Genomic DNA, 16,048 nt, shown 5'->3' on the forward strand with positions numbered 1-16,048 from the left:
TGCCTAAACATAAGCGCAAAATCGATGCTTTGGAAGAGTTGTTTTGCAAATAGTCCTACTATATAGTCAGCCTCAACTGAGGTATGACCCTGGCGGATTTTCGCGAGAGGCGTCCCCCGAGCTTCTATAAGAACAACAATCGGAGATCGACCCATGAGCCAGGAGCTGCGGCTTATTCGGCGCATCACGCTGAAACTGATTCCCTTCCTGATCCTGCTGTACCTGATCGCCTACGTGGACCGTTCCGCCGTGGGCTTCGCCAAGTTGCACATGGGCGCCGACGTCGGCATTGGCGACGCCGCCTATGGCCTGGGCGCGGGGCTGTTCTTCATTGGCTACTTCCTGTTCGAGATCCCCAGCAACTTGATGCTCGACCGCTTCGGCGCGCGGCGCTGGTTTGCGCGGATCATGCTCACCTGGGGCGCCATCACCATCGGCATGGCCTTTGTGCAAGGGCCGCACAGCTTCTACGTGATGCGCTTTCTGCTCGGCGCGGCCGAAGCGGGCTTTTTTCCGGGCGTCCTGTACTACATCACCCAATGGTTCCCGGTGCGCCATCGCGGCAAGATCCTCGGGCTGTTCATTCTCTCGCAACCCATCGCCATGATGATCACCGGCCCCGTGTCCGGTGGCTTGCTGGGCATGGACGGCATCCTCGGCCTGCACGGCTGGCAGTGGCTGTTTATCGTGATCGGCACTCCGGCGATCCTGCTGACCTGGCCGGTGCTGCGCTACCTGCCGGATGGCCCCAAGCAGGTCAAATGGATGAGCGACGAGGAAAAAGCCTGGCTCACCGGCGAACTGGCCAAAGACCTGCAGGCCTACGGCCAGACCCGCCACGGCAACCCGCTGCATGCGTTGAAAGACAAGCGCGTGTTGCTGCTGGCGCTGTTCTACCTGCCGGTGACCCTGAGCATCTATGGCCTGGGCCTGTGGCTGCCGACCCTGATCAAGCAGTTCGGCGGCAGCGACCTCACCACCGGCTTCATCTCCGCCGTGCCGTATATCTTCGGCATCATCGGCCTGCTGATTATTCCGCGCAGTTCCGACCGTTTGAATGATCGCTACGGCCACCTCGCCGTGCTCTATGTGCTGGGCGCCATCGGCCTGTTCTCAAGCGCCTGGCTGAGTGCGCCGGTACTGCAGATGGCTGCGCTGTGCCTGGCGGCATTCGCGCTGTTTTCCTGCACGGCGGTGTTCTGGACCTTGCCGGGGCGGTTCTTCGCCGGCGCCAGTGCGGCGGCGGGCATTGCCCTGATCAATTCGGTGGGCAACCTCGGCGGCTATATCGGCCCGTTCGTGATCGGTGCGCTCAAGGAGTACACCGGCAACCTGGCCTCGGGCTTGTATTTCCTGTCGGCGGTGATGCTGTTCGGGCTGGTCCTGACCGGCGTGGTCTACCGCCTGCTGGAGCGCAAGCATGTGCTGCCCGTCGACCAATTCGCCGCCAGCGCCCGTGGCGCCACACGACCTTAATCTGGGAGAAAATCCATGCGTCTAGTTCAGTTCGAGTCAAGCAACGGCGAGCGCCGCGTCGGCGTTGTCGAGGGCAGCCAACTGCGTGAGGTGCGCACGGCGCGCAGCGTGCGCGAGTTGGCGTTGGCCGCCATCGAAGCGGGGGTGGGCCTGGAACACCAGGTGAACAGCCTCGGCCTGGGCGACAGCCACGACTACGCCAGCCTGCTGGCCGACCTGAAGATCCTGCCGCCGCTGGATCACCCGGACCCAGCGCACATGCTGATCAGCGGCACCGGCCTGACCCACCTGGGCAGCGCCTCGGCGCGCGACAAGATGCACCAGGCCGGCGACGAGACCGCCTTGACCGACACCATGCGCATCTTCAAATGGGGCGTGGAGGGCGGTAAACCGGCGGCCGGCCAGGCGGGCGTGCAACCGGAGTGGTTCTACAAGGGCGACGGCAGCACCGTCGTGCGCCCAGGCGCCGCCTTCCCGGTGCCGCCGTTTGCCGAAGATGCCGGCGAAGAGCCGGAAATCGGTGGCCTTTACGTGATCGGCCCGGATAGCAAGCCTTACCGCGTGGGCTTTGCGGTAGGCAACGAGTTCTCCGACCATATCATGGAGCGCAAGAACTACCTGTACCTGGCCCATTCCAAACTGCGCAGTTGCAGCTATGGCCCGGAAGTGCGCGTGGGCCAATTGCCCCAGCACCTGGCGGGCACCAGTCGTATCCTGCGTAACGGCGAGGAAATCTGGCGGAACGAATTCCTCAGCGGCGAGGCCAATATGTGCCACAGCCTGGAAAACCTCGAATACCATCACTTCAAATACCGCCAGTTCCTCAAGCCCGGCGATGTGCATATTCACTTCTTCGGCACCGCCACGCTGTCATTTGCCGACGGTATACGTACCCAGGCCGGCGATGTGTTCGAGATCAGCCAGGCTGAGTTCGGCGCGCCGCTGGTCAACCGTGTCGGCAGCAGCGATGCGGCATTCGAACCCGGCAACGTCATCACCCTTTAAAGGAGAGCCCCATGACCCAGTATCTCGGCCACAATTACATCGGCGGCCAGCGCAGCGCCAACGGCAGCGTCAAGCTGCAAAGCGTCGACGCGACCACTGGCGAAGCCTTGCCCCAGGATTTCTACCAGGCCACCCCGGACGAAGTCGACGCCGCCGCCAAGGCCGCCGCGCAGGCTTACCCGGCGTACCGCGCCTTGAGTGCCGCGCGCCGCGCGCAGTTCCTGGATGCGATCGCTGACGAACTGGATGCCCTGAGCGATAACTTCATTGAGTTGGTGTGCCGCGAAACCGCACTGCCGGCCGCGCGTATCAAGGGCGAGCGTGGGCGCACCAGCGGCCAGATGCGCTTGTTCGCGACCGTGCTGCGTCGCGGTGATTTCTACGGCGCGCGTATCGACAAGGCCCTGCCGGATCGCCAGCCACTGCCACGCCCGGACCTGCGTCAGTACCGCATCGGCCTCGGCCCGGTGGCAGTGTTCGGCGCGAGCAACTTCCCCCTGGCGTTCTCTACGGCGGGCGGTGATACCGCAGCGGCATTGGCGGCCGGTTGCCCGGTAGTGTTCAAGGCCCATAGCGGGCATATGGCCACGGCTGAACAGGTTGCCAGTGCAATTATTCGCGCGGCCGAAGCCACCGAAATGCCGGCCGGCGTGTTCAACATGATCTTCGGCGGTGGCGTCGGCGAAGCGCTGGTCAAGCACCCGGCGATCCAGGCCGTGGGTTTCACCGGTTCGCTCAAGGGCGGTCGTGCCCTGTGCGACATGGCGGCGGCGCGCCCGCAGCCGATCCCGGTGTTCGCCGAAATGTCGAGCATCAACCCGGTGATCGTATTACCCCAGGCCCTCAAGGCGCGCGCTGAAAGCGTGGCCCGCGACCTGACCGCTTCGGTGGTGCAGGGTTGCGGCCAGTTCTGCACCAACCCTGGGCTGGTGATCGGCATCGCGTCGCCCGAATTCACGGCCTTTACCCAACAAGTGGCGCAATTGATCGGCGAGCAACCGGCGCAAACCATGCTCAATGCCGGCACCCTGGGCAGCTACGGCAAGGGCCTGGAAAAGCTCCTGGCGCACGCCGGTATCCAGCACCTGGCGGGCAACGCCCAGGCGGGCAACCAGGCGCAGCCGCAACTGTTCAAGGCCGATGTGCGCCTGTTGATCGACGGCGATGAAGTGCTGCAGGAAGAAGTCTTCGGCCCCACCACGGTGTTTGTCGAAGTCGCCGACCAGGCCCAGCTCAGTGCGGCCTTGCACGGTCTGCACGGGCAATTGACTGCCACGATCATCGGCGAGCCGGACGACCTTCAACAGTTCGCCGAACTCACGCCGCTGCTGGAACAGAAAGTCGGGCGCATCCTGCTCAACGGCTACCCAACCGGTGTGGAGGTCTGCGATTCGATGGTACACGGCGGGCCGTACCCGGCGACATCGGACGCCCGTGGCACCTCGGTCGGCACCTTGGCCATCGACCGGTTCCTGCGTCCTGTGTGCTTCCAGAACTACCCCGACAGCCTGCTGCCCGATGCGTTGAAAAACGCCAATCCGTTGCGTATCCAGCGGCTGGTGGACGGCACGCCATCGCGCGAATCGCTGTAAAGCACGCCTGAGAACAACAACACTCCAGGAGGCACCATGTCGTTTCACGCTGTCACCACGCATCGCGCGCAACTGGGGGAGGGCCCGTTCTGGGACGCGCCCACCCAGGCGCTGTACTGGGTCAATATCGCCGGCAAACAGGCTTTGCGCCTGATGGACGGGCACTTGCAGGTGTGGCAGTTGCCCGAGCATGTTTCGGCGTTCATTCCCTGTGAAAGCGGCGATGCGCTGGTGACCTTGAGCAGCGGCGTGTATCGCCTCGACCTGGCCACCGAAGCCCTGGCGCTGCTGTGCGTGGCCGACCCGCAACCGGGCAACCGCGGCAATGAAGCCCGTTGCGATGCCCAGGGCCGGCTGTGGCTGGGCACCATGCAGAACAACATCGGCGAGCAGGGTGAAGACCTGCCCATCACCCGACGCTCCGGCGGCCTGTTTCGCATCGATGCCGATGCGCGGGTCACGCCGCTGCTCAGTGGCCTGGGCATTCCCAACACCCTGCTGTGGAGCGATGACGGCACGCAGGTGCATTTCGGCGACAGCCTGGACGGCACGCTGTACCGGCACGGGATTGCGCCGGACGGCCAACTGCATCCGGCGCACGTCTGGTTCGGCCCGCACGAACGCGGTGGGCCGGACGGCTCGGCCATGGACGTGGAGGGTTACATCTGGAACGCGCGCTGGGACGGCAGCTGCCTGCTGCGCCTTGCGCCCGACGGTCAGGTGGACCGCATCATCGAACTGCCGGTCAGCCGTCCCACCAGCTGCGTGTTCGGCGGCCCCAACCTCACCACCCTGTATATCACCAGCGCCGCCAGCCCTTTGGATCACCCCTTGGATGGTGCGGTGCTGGCCATCGAGGTCGACGTGCCAGGCAAGCCCTGTCACCGCTTTGCCGGTTAAACCCAAGACTTTGAAAAACAACAACAAGGAGTCACCCGTATGAATCGTCGTCGTGGTTTGCGTTCCCTGTGCTGCGCCGCTGTGGCGGTCTCGGCCATGAGCTTGAGCGGGCTGTTGCTGGCCGCTGAAGAAGTGAAGATCGGCTTTCTGGTCAAGCAGGCCGAAGAACCGTGGTTCCAGACCGAATGGGCCTTCGCCGAAAAAGCCGGCAAGGAACACGGCTTCACCGTGATCAAGATCGCCGTGCCGGATGGCGAAAAAACCCTTTCGGCCATCGACAGCCTGGCCGCCAACGGCGCCAAGGGCTTTGTGATCTGCCCGCCGGACGTATCCCTCGGCCCGGCCATCGTCGCCAAGGCCAAGGCCAATGGCCTAAAGGTGATCGCCGTTGACGACCGTTTTGTCGACGCCAAAGGCGCCTTTATGGAAGACGTGCCGTACCTGGGCATGGCCGCGTTTGAAGTGGGCCAGAAGCAGGGCGCCGCGATGGCCGCCGAAGCGAAGAAACGCGGTTGGGACTGGAAGGAGACCTATGCAGTGGTCACCACTTTCAACGAACTCGACACCGGCAAGAAACGCACCGACGGTTCGATCCAGTCGCTGAAAGAGGCAGGCATTCCGGCCGACCATATCCTCACCGCCCCACTTAAAACCCTCGACGTGCCCGGCAGCATGGACGCCACCAACTCGGCCCTGGTCAAGCTGCCCAGCGGCGCGAAAAACCTGATCATCGGCGGCATGAACGACAACACCGTGCTCGGCGGCGTACGCGCCACCGAAAGTGCCGGCTTCAAGGCCGCCAACGTGATCGGCATCGGCATCAATGGCACCGACGCCATCGGCGAACTCAAGAAGAAAGACAGCGGCTTCTTCGGCTCAATGCTGCCTAGCCCGCACATCGAAGGCTACAACACCGCGCTGATGATGTACGAATGGGTCACCAAAGGCACTGAGCCGCCGAAGTACACGGCCATGGACGAAGTGACGCTGATCACTCGCGCCAATTTCCAGGAAGAACTGACCAAAATCGGGCTGTGGAAATGACCGCTGCCGCCTTGCGATTCGACGGCATCGGCAAAACCTTTCCCGGGGTCAAGGCGCTGGATGGCATCAGCTTCATCGCCCACCCGGGCCAGGTGCACGCCTTGATGGGCGAGAACGGCGCGGGCAAGTCGACGCTGCTGAAAATCCTCGGCGGCGCGTACATCCCTAACAGCGGCACGCTGCAGATCGGCGAACAGACCATGGCCTTCAAAAACGCCGCTGACAGCATCGCCAGCGGCGTCGCGGTGATCCATCAGGAGCTGCACCTGGTACCGGAAATGACCGTGGCCGAGAACCTGTTCCTCGGGCACTTGCCGTCGCGCTTCGGCGTGGTCAACCGCAGCCAGTTGCGCAAGCAGGCGCTGGCCTGCCTCAAGGGCCTGGCGGATGAAATCGATCCCGAGGAAAAGCTCGGTCGGCTGTCCCTCGGCCAGCGCCAATTGGTGGAAATTGCCAAGGCGCTGTCCCGTGGCGCCCATGTGATCGCCTTCGACGAACCCACCAGCAGCCTCTCGGCGCGCGAGATCGACCGCTTGATGGCGATCATCACGCGCCTGCGCGACGAGGGCAAAGTGGTGCTGTATGTATCGCACCGCATGGAGGAAGTGTTCCGCATCTGCAACGCCGTCACGGTGTTCAAGGACGGGCGCTATGTGCGCACGTTCGAGGACATGAGCGCGCTGACCCATGACCAGTTGGTGACGTGCATGGTCGGTCGCGATATCCAGGATATCTACGACTATCGTCCGCGCACGCACGGCGACGTCGCGCTCAAGGTCGATGGCCTGCTGGGTCCCGGCTTGCGCGAGCCGATCAGTTTCAATGTACGCAAGGGCGAGATTCTCGGCCTGTTCGGCCTGGTCGGGGCAGGGCGTACCGAGCTGTTCCGCCTGCTCAGCGGCCTGGAGCGCTCCAGCGCCGGGCAGTTGGAACTGTGTGGCGCGCCACTGCGCTTGCAGTCACCTCGGGACGCCATCGCGGCCGGCGTGCTGCTGTGCCCGGAAGACCGCAAGAAAGAGGGCATCATTCCGCTGTCCAGCGTGGCCGAGAACATCAACATCAGCGCACGCGGCGCGCATTCCGCGTTCGGTTGGTTGCTGCGCGACGGCTGGGAGAAGCGCAACGCCGACCAGCAGATCAAGGCGATGAAGGTCAAGACGCCCAACGCGGGGCAGAAGATCATGTACCTCTCGGGCGGCAATCAGCAAAAGGCCATTCTCGGCCGCTGGCTGTCGATGCCGATGAAAGTGCTGCTGCTGGACGAGCCGACCCGTGGCATCGATATCGGCGCCAAGGCCGAGATCTACCAGATCATCCATAACCTCGCGGCCCAGGGCATTGCGGTGATCGTGGTGTCCAGCGACCTGATGGAAGTGATGGGCATTTCCGACCGCATCCTGGTGCTCTGCGAAGGCGCACTGCGGGGTGAGCAAACCCGCGAACAGGCGACTGAATCCAACTTGCTGCAACTGGCCTTGCCACGCAGCGTGGCGAACTGAGAGACGACTATGACAACCCAAGACAACGCGTTGCCCTCGGCACGCAAACCCCTGGATATGCGCGCACTGCTCGACAACTGGGCGATGCTGCTGGCTGCCGTGGGCATCTTTGTACTCTGTGCCTTGCTGATCGATAACTTCCTCTCGCCGCTGAACATGCGCGGGCTGGGTCTGGCGATTTCCACCGTAGGCATCGCCGCCTGCACCATGCTGTTTTGCCTGGCATCGGGGCACTTCGACCTGTCGGTGGGCTCGGTGATCGCCTGCGCCGGGGTGGTGGCGGCGATCGTGATGCGCGACACCGACAGCGTCATGCTCGGTATCGGCGCCGCGCTGGGGATGGGTTTGATCGTCGGGCTGATCAACGGCATCGTGATCGCCAAACTGCGGGTCAACGCGCTGATCACCACGCTGGCGACCATGCAGATCGTGCGCGGGCTGGCGTATATCTTCGCCGACGGCAAGGCGGTGGGCGTGTCCCAGGACCAATTCTTCGTGTTCGGCAACGGCCAATGGCTGGGCGTGCCGGTGCCGATCCTGATCACCATCGTCTGCTTTATGTTTTTCGGCTGGCTGCTCAATTACACCACGTACGGGCGCAACACCATGGCCATCGGTGGCAACCCGGAAGCGGCGTTGCTGGCGGGCGTCAATGTGGACCGCACCAAGATCCTGATCTTTGCCGTGCACGGTGTGATCGGCGCATTGGCCGGGGTGATCCTGGCCTCGCGCATGACCTCCGGCCAGCCGATGATCGGCCAGGGCTTCGAGCTGACGGTGATCTCGGCCTGTGTGTTGGGCGGAGTGTCGTTGAGCGGCGGGATCGGCATGATCCGGCATGTGATCGCCGGCGTGTTGATCCTGGCGATTATCGAGAATGCGATGAACCTGAAGAACATCGACACCTTCTACCAGTACGTGATCCGCGGCTCGATCCTGCTGCTGGCGGTGGTCATCGACCGTATGAAACAACGCTGAACCCTTGTCATGTGAAGATCCAAATGTGGGATGAGCTTTTGTGTGGGAGCTGGCTTGCCTGCGATAGCGGTGAGTCAGTCACTACTGCTTTAACTGATACACCGCCATCGCAGGCAAGCCAGCTCCCACAGGTTTAGTCGGCAGAGAATTTGAAAACGGTGTTCTGGGTGTAAGTCTGCCCAGGGTTCAAACGGGTCGAGGCAAACTTGGGCTGGTTAGGTGCATCTGGATAGTGCTGGGTCTCCAGCGTGAAACCACTCCAGTGCAGGTAAGTCTTGCCGCCTTTGCCCTTTACCGAACCATCAAGGAAGTTACTGGTATAGAACTGCACGCCCGGCTCCGTGGTGTAGAGCTGCAATCTGCGCCCCGACTCAGGATCATGTACCTCGGCCGCCAGTTTCTTCACGTCACCCTGGGTGTCCAGTGCCCAGTTGAAGTCGAACCCGCCTTGTTTAGGCTCGGCAAACTTGAGCTGCGGATGATCGGCCTTGATGTGCTGGCCGATCGGTGTTGGTTTCAGGAAGTCCATCGGCGTGCCTTTCACCGGCGCCACTTCGCCGGTCGGAATCAGGGTGGCGTTCACCGGCGTGTAATGGCTGGCGTGCAAGGTAGCCACTTGCTTGAGAATGTCGCCATTGCCCGCGCCGGCCAGGTTGAAGTAGCTGTGGTTGGTGAGGTTGAGCACCGTGGGCTTGTCGGTGGTGGCCTTGTAGGCGATGTGCAGTTCGTTTTTATCGTTGAGGCTGTAGGTGACTTCGGTTTTCAGGTTACCGGGAAAGCCCATTTCACCGTCCTTGGACAGGTAGGTGAGGGTAACGCCCACCGAGTCCTTGCCCTTGACCTCGGCGGCCTTCCACACCTGCTTGTCGAAGCCTTGCGCGCCGCCATGCAGTGAGTTGGGGCCATCGTTGAGCGGCACCTGGTAGCGTTTGCCGTCCAGCTCAAAGGCACCGCCGGCCAGGCGATTGCCGAAGCGGCCGATGGTCGCTCCAAAAAACGCCGTGCCGGCCTGGTAGCCTTGCACGTCGTCGAAGCCCAGCACCACGTCGTCGACCTTGCCGTTTTTGTCCGGCACTTTCAGCGACTGCAGCACGCCGCCGTAGGTGATCACCGTGGCTTGCATGCCGTGGCTGTTGCGCAGGATGTACTGCTCGACGGCGGTGCCGTCGTTGGTTTTACCGAAGGGCTTGTGTTCGCTGGTGAGTCCTGCGGCCTGGGCGCCGCCGCTGGCGATCAACATGGACATGGCGAGACCGGACAACAGATAACGAGGGTGCTTCATGGTCGAACGTCCTTTTGTTGTTTTGAGTGGAATAGTTCTACTAATAGCGATATTTTGTCGGTTGGACAGCGAATTTATAGCCTTAAACGCCGTATTTGCAAAATAAAATAAGACTAATTGAGCGAGGCAACCTTTCATGACGACTCAACACGCGGTTTATCCCGACCTCGAAGGCAAGACCGTGCTGATCTCCGGCGGTGCTTCGGGTATCGGCGAATTCATGGTCCGGGCCTTCGCCGCCCAGGGCGCCAAGGTGGGGTTTGTGGACCGTGCGCAAAGCCAGGGCGAACGCCTGGCGGCGCTGTTGAGTTCGCGCGGGCACACCGTGGAGTTCGTGAACTGCGACATCACTGATGAGATCGGCTACAAGGCCGCCATCGGCCGCTTCGAACACTCATTGGGGCCGATCACCGTACTGGTGAACAACGCGGCCAATGACGTGCGCCACACGCTCGAAGAAGTCGACTCGGAAATGTTCGACAGGCTGATCTCGGTCAACCTCAAGCACGCCTTCTTCGCTGCCAAGGCCGTGGTGCCGATGATGAAAAACGCAGGTGGCGGGGCGATCATCAACCTGGGGTCGGTGGGCTGGATGATGGCCTCCGCCGGCTACCCGGTGTACGCCGCCAGCAAGGCCGCCGCCCACGGCATGACCCGCGCCCTGGCCCGTGAGTTGGGGCCGAGCCGTATCCGCGTCAACACGCTGGTGCCAGGTTGGGTGATGACCGAAAAACAACTGGCGATGTGGGTCGACGATGCCGCCAAGGAACTGATCAGCCGCAGCCAATGTTTGCCGGGCAGCGTACTGCCGGAACACATCGCCAATATGGCGCTGTTTCTCGCCTCCGATGCGTCGGCGATGTGCTCGGCGCAGAACTTCATTGTGGATGGTGGCTGGGTCTGAGCCCGGCGCAATCGTCCAGGCAATGAAAGCCCTAAATGTGGGAGCGGGCTTGCCCGCGAAAGCGGTGTGTCAATCAAAGATTTTCCAACTGAACCACCGCATTCGCGAGCAAGCCCGCTCCCACATTTGAACTGCGGTGATTATTCGATGGGATAGCGCTTGAACGCCGTATGCTCTTCGAGGCGCTCGGCGTGACGCTTCAAGTTGGGAAACACATCCGCTTTGACCACCGACGCCACGGTGAACTGGCTGAACGACCAGGCGACCGCCGCGGTGAGGGACGCCTGGCTCAGCGGTTCATTGTCAGTCAACTGCTTTTCCAGCAATGAATAGGCCGCGAGCAATTGCCCGCTTACACGCTCAAGCCAGGGCTCATGCAGCTTCTCGGCCGGACGCAGGTTGTGTTCATAGACGATCTGCACGCTCTTCTCGCAGGCCGCCAGGGCCAGCCCAAGCAACTGCAGGTCGCGGGCGCGTGTGGCGGGTTGCTGGGGGAGCAGTTTTTTGTCTGCCGGTGCCAGGCTTTCCAGGTAGTCCAGGATCAGGCTGGAGTCCATCAAAACCGTGCCATCGTCCAGCATCAGGGTCGGGGCCTTGACCACTGGGTTGATCTCGGAAAACTCGCTGAAGGTGCGAAAAACCGACAGCGGTTCATGCACAAAATCCACCCCGTACAGCTCCAGGGAAATGGCCACGCGGCGCACATAGGGCGAGTCCAGCATACCGATCAGTTTCATGAAGCCTCCATTGCTCTCAAGGTGCCTGGCTCGGAGCTTACGTCCGCTTGATCGGCGGGCGCAATTGCGAATGGGTTCCCGCAACGCCAGCCTTTGGTTTAGTCTGGAACGCTTCGTTGATCGCTTCTGGAGCAGTGAGCATGACCGAGTACGTACCCCCCAAGGTCTGGACCTGGGACGCCGAAAGCGGCGGCACGTTCGCCAGCATCAACCGCCCGATTGCCGGCCCGACCCATGACAAGGAACTGCCGGTGGGCCAGCACCCCCTGCAACTGTATTCGCTTGCCACGCCCAATGGGCAGAAGGTCACCATCCTGCTCGAAGAGCTGCTGGCCCTGGGGCACAGCGGCGCCGAATACGATGCGTGGCTGATCAAGATCGGCGACGGCGACCAGTTCGGCAGCGGTTTTGTCGGAGTCAACCCGAACTCCAAGATCCCGGCACTGCTGGACCGCAGCGGCGCCACGCCGATTCGGGTGTTCGAGTCGGGGGCTATCTTGCAGTACCTGGCGGAAAAATTCGGCGCGTTCTTTCCCACTGAGCCGGCAGCCCGCGCGGAGTGCTTGTCGTGGTTGTTCTGGCAGATGGGCAGCGCGCCCTACCTGGGCGGCGGTTTCGGGCATTTCTATGCGTATGCGCCAAGCAAGATGGAATACCCGATCAACCGGTTCGCCATGGAGACCAAGCGTCAGTTGGACGTGCTGAACCAGCGCCTGGCCGTGAGCGAGTACATTGCCGGGGATGAATACACCATTGCTGATATCGCGATCTGGCCGTGGTATGGCGGGTTGGTCAAAGGCCGTCTGTATGGCGCGGCGGAGTTTCTGGCGGTGCATGAGTACACCCATGTGGTGCGTTGGGCGGATGCCATCGAGGCACGGCCGGCGGTGCAGCGGGGGCGCAGGGTGAATCGGGTTTCCGGCGAGCCTGCGGAGCAGTTGCCAGAGCGACATTCTGCAAGCGACCTGGACTAAAACTGTGCGGATCGTTCCCACGCTGAGCGTGGGAACGATCAACTGTGGGAGCTCTACATTCTCGAGCTATTTGTAGCGTTGCTCGAATAGGCCTACCTGCTCAGGCTTGATCAATTCGAACGGCACCCATACCTCGGCTCAATCGGCTCGCCCTGATCATCCGCACCGCCGCCTGTTGCGGGTGTTGCAGGAAGGCGAAATCGCGCGGGTCGGGGCGAAAAGCGCACGGCAGGTGGACAGCGGTGGGCTTGCCTTTGGCGAGGGACTAGCGCACGGGACGCAGCTGTAGAACTGGCAAAACGCGGACCCAATGTGGGAGCGGGCTTGCTCGCGAAGGCGGCGTATCAGCCAGTGCATAGTGACTGACAGGGCGCTTTCGCGAGCAAGCCCGCTCCCACATTTTTGACCGTGCCCAGGCAGTGGGGGAGGTGGGCTTCAGGCGCGCGGCATTATGCCGCAGCCCTGCCTGTCGAGCCCTTGATACGCTGCATACACCAGCATGGAGGGTCGTTGCGTTTTGCACACCAGCACTTTTCATGGCGTTCGCTTTAAAGAAAATCGTTCCAACGCCAGCGAATCGGCTCCATTTGCGCTGCTTAATTCTGGAATGGCGTGGGCAGGTTGTCTAATTGATAGTCAGCACTCAGGAGAGACCCCCAATGCCCCGAGAATATGAGCGCGTTCTGTCCGTCCCCGTGCCCTCAAGGTCCGGCATTACCCATCTTTACACGCCAATGAACCTGGCGGACGCTTTTGCGATTAGGCTTCCTGCGGGCACATCCGTTGATCCGGATTTGCTGGCTCGATTCATCCTTTCACACCAGCCCGCCTGGATCGGGTGGCTCTTGACGGTGCGAGACACTGTTGTTGTCTGTTTTGGTCTCAAGACAGCCAGGCATTTGGCATCCCTTGCTGGTCGGGTGGGCGCCTTCCAGGTCTACAGCACGGACCGCACTGAAATCGTGCTGGGCGAGGAGGACGCGCACCTCGACTTCCGCATATCGGTCCTCTGTTCTGAAGAGGCCGAGCCAGAAGGCAGTCGCCAACTGGTTTTTTCGACCGTGGTCCAGTGCCACAACCGCCTGGGTCGGGCCTACCTGTTCGTTATAGCGCCCTTTCACCGCTTGGTCGTCAAGGCCAGCCTGCGCCGTGCAGCGCGTATCGGTTGGCCTCTGGCTATCTGAGTCGAGTTGGATTGGCTGTCGCGGATTTTCGCAGCGGGTGAGAGTTAGATGTGGGAGCTGGCTTGCCCGCGATAGCCATAGGTATCTACCCATCTTTGTAGTGAGCGGGCTCGTCCCGCGCTGGGCTGCGAAGCGGCCCCAAACCAGGCGGCCTTCGGGCCGACCGTTTTTTTGGGTTTGACCGAGTACATATCCGTTGCTGCGGTAACGGCGGCTTAGGGTTCCGCCCTTACGGCGGGTCACTTTTTGAAGAGCGCAAAAAAAAGTAACCAAATGCTTCGCCCCACCACTCGGTGCCTCGCCTAGGCTCGGCATGCCCGTAATCCGACATTGATTTGGGGGGCCGCCGCCACGCGCCATCCATGGCGCGGGGCGGCTAAACCGGCGTCCTGCCGGTTTACCCCCCAAATCAATATCGAATTGCGGCCAGCGTGGTTGACGGGGCGCCTCAGATCAAGATCAAAAACAAAGCGCGGCGGCCTTGGAGCCGACCGGTATTCATGTCGAACTCGGTTCAAAATGTGGGAGCTGTCGAGCCCCAGCGAGGCTGCGAAGGCGGCGGCACTGCTGGCATTTTTTTCGCCTGACCCACCGCTTTCGCAGCCTCGCTAAAGCTCGACAGCTCCCACAGGAGGTGAAGTCAGCCTCTGAAAGTTGTGTAGATACCCATGGCTATCGCAGGCAAGCCAGCTCCCACATTGTTGACCTCGATTAGGCAGCGGTAGGTGAAGGCTTCAGGCACTCGATGGAGCGATCCACCGTGGTCCTGGCAATCTCCAGCAAATGCCACACCGCCAGAATCTTCGCCCGCTGGGGATTGTCCAGCGCCTCGCCGCAATCCAGAGCAGTCGCCGAGGCACTGTCGAGCAAGCTGGCGGTGTAGAGCAGGGCATCTTCGAAGCTCAGGTCTTCGTTGACGGAGTGAAAGCCCTGGGTGGGAAGGTAGTGATCGATGGCGCGGTTGAAGGCAGCGCGGTCTTTGGCGGGATCGCGGGGTGGGTCGGGTAGGACTTTGTTCATGGTGCAGTTCCTGTCTGATTATCAAGGAGACGACATCTTTCGCGACTAAACGAAGGTGGCGGCTGTGCGCAGGTTAGTCGACCGGTCAGAACAGGAACCCGGCGCGCCCGAGGGCGCCCTGCGCACAGCCACCATAGAACTTCATGGGAGCATGCGCCTGTTCAGAATCCGGGCGACTAAACCCGATCACTGATGAGCAGTGACGGACCGCAGACTAGCCACCGATTCCAGCAGGCACAAGGCGGCGAGGATTGTCTAGGAAACGTCCTGCGATTAAAAGCGACACGCCTTGCTGGCCTTTTACAAACCATGTCCAGATGCCACTAATGAACATATAAGAGGATTTATCTGTAGGAGCGGTCTGCCATGACGGATTTTGATGGTAGCACTGAGGATGTTTCGCTTTTTCAGGGTGTGTGAGGTTAGTTAAATATTGGCTCCAACCACCTTTCTCATGAGATAGCGATGAGCATTAACGTTAGTCATTTTCGTCAGGAAGTATCTAAAGTCAGGCTATCAAAAGCAGCGTTCAATGAGCTGCAGAGCGCTAAGGCCAAGTTTGAGTTGGATGCACAAACTCATCGATTCGATGCAACATCTGCCTACATTGATCCAATTCACTCGCAGGCTCTCAGTTCGGAACTACGCCATATACGGAACACGATAGATCATGAAAGCCATGCACTGATCCTTGAAGGGTTCAAGACGGATGACCTTGCAGGTTTCAAATCACTGGTATGGACATTTGGCTCCTTGCTGGGTGCGCCGATGGTGCAGAATCATCTTGGCCATAAAGTGATTGAAGTGTATGACCGAGGGGGCATGAGCATTGAAGAGGGTACGAGATACCATCAAACCCGTCAGGGCGCTTACGTACACAACGACGGAGTGAGCGACCCGCTTCCTATCGACTATCTGATCCTGGCGTGTGGGCAGAAGGCTCGATTGGGTGGCGAGAGCATTCTGATTGATGCGAGCGCTGTATACGCAGAGCTGATGGCATTTCCAGAAGTATTGGAAGAACTTAAATGCGATTTCTATTTTGAAAATCGAGGTATGTCAGAAGAAGAACAGCTGTTTAAAGCGCCCATCCTGAGCTTTTCCGACGAAGGCGTTCCTTTAATCAGGTACTTTCGGGTCTACATTGAATCGGCTCACCTTAAAGCAGGTGTGCCGTTGACGTTGGCGCAAACTCAAGCATTGGATTTTTTAGATACGGTCCTTGATCAATCATCGGTGCAGTATCGAGTATTGCTTGAGCCTGGGCAGGTTCTTATTTCAGCGGATAACAAATTTCTCCATACCCGGACACACTTCATCGATATAAATGCCCCGCATGCAGAGATCAATGACGCGACGCCTTTGAATGATCTGAATCGATACATGCTGCGAATGTGGCTGCGAAAAAAATGATGGCCTGCCGCATATAACCAGCGACCTCTAATACCTAAAA

14 protein-coding genes are annotated in these 16,048 nt (G+C 60.8%); 11 read left to right on the forward strand and 3 right to left on the reverse strand.

Features of this window, described 5'->3' with window-relative positions:
• Positions 1-153: 153 nt before the first annotated feature.
• From ACLH0H_RS23360 to araH, 7 genes are read left to right on the forward strand one after another with little or no spacing between them, the layout of a single operon-like run.
• Complete coding sequence (locus tag ACLH0H_RS23360) at positions 154-1,476, forward strand: MFS transporter (protein WP_411379818.1); 1,323 nt, start codon at positions 154-156, stop codon at positions 1,474-1,476.
• A 15-nt stretch (positions 1,477-1,491) separates the two neighbouring features.
• The gene (gene araD1, locus ACLH0H_RS23365; protein ID WP_411379819.1) at positions 1,492-2,481 is read left to right on the forward strand and encodes an AraD1 family protein; all 990 of its coding nucleotides are present in this window, start codon (positions 1,492-1,494) and stop codon (positions 2,479-2,481) included.
• 11 nt (positions 2,482-2,492) lie between these two features.
• Complete coding sequence (locus ACLH0H_RS23370; RefSeq protein ID WP_411379820.1) at positions 2,493-4,073, forward strand: aldehyde dehydrogenase (NADP(+)); 1,581 nt, start codon at positions 2,493-2,495, stop codon at positions 4,071-4,073.
• Between the two features lie 36 nt (positions 4,074-4,109).
• Entirely contained in the window at positions 4,110-4,973 is an 864-nt protein-coding gene (locus ACLH0H_RS23375) for an SMP-30/gluconolactonase/LRE family protein (protein WP_411379821.1), read from the forward strand.
• Between the two features lie 39 nt (positions 4,974-5,012).
• Positions 5,013-6,017 (forward strand): substrate-binding domain-containing protein, encoded by a 1,005-nt coding sequence (locus tag ACLH0H_RS23380; RefSeq protein ID WP_307401187.1) that lies wholly within the window; start codon positions 5,013-5,015, stop codon positions 6,015-6,017.
• On the forward strand, positions 6,014-7,516 hold the full coding sequence (araG, locus tag ACLH0H_RS23385) for an L-arabinose ABC transporter ATP-binding protein AraG (RefSeq protein ID WP_411379822.1): 1,503 nt from the start codon (positions 6,014-6,016) through the stop codon (positions 7,514-7,516). The genes ACLH0H_RS23380 and araG overlap by 4 nt, the downstream gene beginning before the upstream one ends.
• Positions 7,517-7,525: 9 nt before the next feature.
• Positions 7,526-8,494, forward strand: a complete 969-nt coding sequence (gene araH / locus ACLH0H_RS23390; protein ID WP_411379823.1) for an L-arabinose ABC transporter permease AraH — start codon at positions 7,526-7,528, stop codon at positions 8,492-8,494.
• 133 nt (positions 8,495-8,627) lie between these two features.
• On the opposite strand, the gene ACLH0H_RS23395 is transcribed toward araH, so the two are convergent.
• Positions 8,628-9,776, reverse strand: a complete 1,149-nt coding sequence (locus ACLH0H_RS23395) for an aldose epimerase family protein (RefSeq protein ID WP_411379824.1) — start codon at positions 9,774-9,776, stop codon at positions 8,628-8,630.
• A 136-nt stretch (positions 9,777-9,912) separates the two neighbouring features.
• Here ACLH0H_RS23395 and ACLH0H_RS23400 point away from each other — a divergent pair, with 136 nt between their 5' ends.
• Positions 9,913-10,680: an SDR family NAD(P)-dependent oxidoreductase gene (locus ACLH0H_RS23400; RefSeq protein WP_076954331.1), complete on the forward strand. Its 768-nt coding sequence runs from the start codon at positions 9,913-9,915 to the stop codon at positions 10,678-10,680.
• A 140-nt stretch (positions 10,681-10,820) separates the two neighbouring features.
• Here ACLH0H_RS23400 and ACLH0H_RS23405 read toward each other — a convergent pair whose 3' ends face one another.
• Positions 10,821-11,417, reverse strand: coding sequence for a glutathione S-transferase family protein (locus ACLH0H_RS23405; protein WP_411379825.1), 597 nt, complete (start codon positions 11,415-11,417; stop codon positions 10,821-10,823).
• A gap of 140 nt (positions 11,418-11,557) precedes the next feature.
• On the opposite strand from ACLH0H_RS23405, the gene yghU reads away from it, so the two are divergent.
• A complete protein-coding gene (gene yghU / locus ACLH0H_RS23410) occupies positions 11,558-12,391 on the forward strand; it encodes a glutathione-dependent disulfide-bond oxidoreductase (protein ID WP_411379826.1) in 834 nt (277 codons plus the stop codon).
• Between the two features lie 659 nt (positions 12,392-13,050).
• A complete protein-coding gene (locus ACLH0H_RS23415; protein ID WP_411379827.1) occupies positions 13,051-13,575 on the forward strand; it encodes a DUF2867 domain-containing protein in 525 nt (174 codons plus the stop codon).
• 711 nt (positions 13,576-14,286) lie between these two features.
• On the opposite strand, the gene ACLH0H_RS23420 is transcribed toward ACLH0H_RS23415, so the two are convergent.
• Positions 14,287-14,595 carry a DUF6124 family protein gene (locus tag ACLH0H_RS23420; protein WP_307401161.1) on the reverse strand — a complete coding sequence of 103 codons (309 nt, stop codon included), beginning with the start codon at positions 14,593-14,595 and terminating at the stop codon, positions 14,287-14,289.
• Positions 14,596-15,060: 465 nt separating this feature from the next.
• On the opposite strand from ACLH0H_RS23420, the gene ACLH0H_RS23425 reads away from it, so the two are divergent.
• Positions 15,061-16,008: a TauD/TfdA family dioxygenase gene (locus tag ACLH0H_RS23425; RefSeq protein WP_411379828.1), complete on the forward strand. Its 948-nt coding sequence runs from the start codon at positions 15,061-15,063 to the stop codon at positions 16,006-16,008.
• The last annotated feature ends 40 nt before the right edge of the window (positions 16,009-16,048 follow it).

This window comes from Pseudomonas sp. MPB26 (assembly GCF_046605355.1).
GTDB lineage: Bacteria > Pseudomonadota > Gammaproteobacteria > Pseudomonadales > Pseudomonadaceae > Aquipseudomonas > Aquipseudomonas cedrina.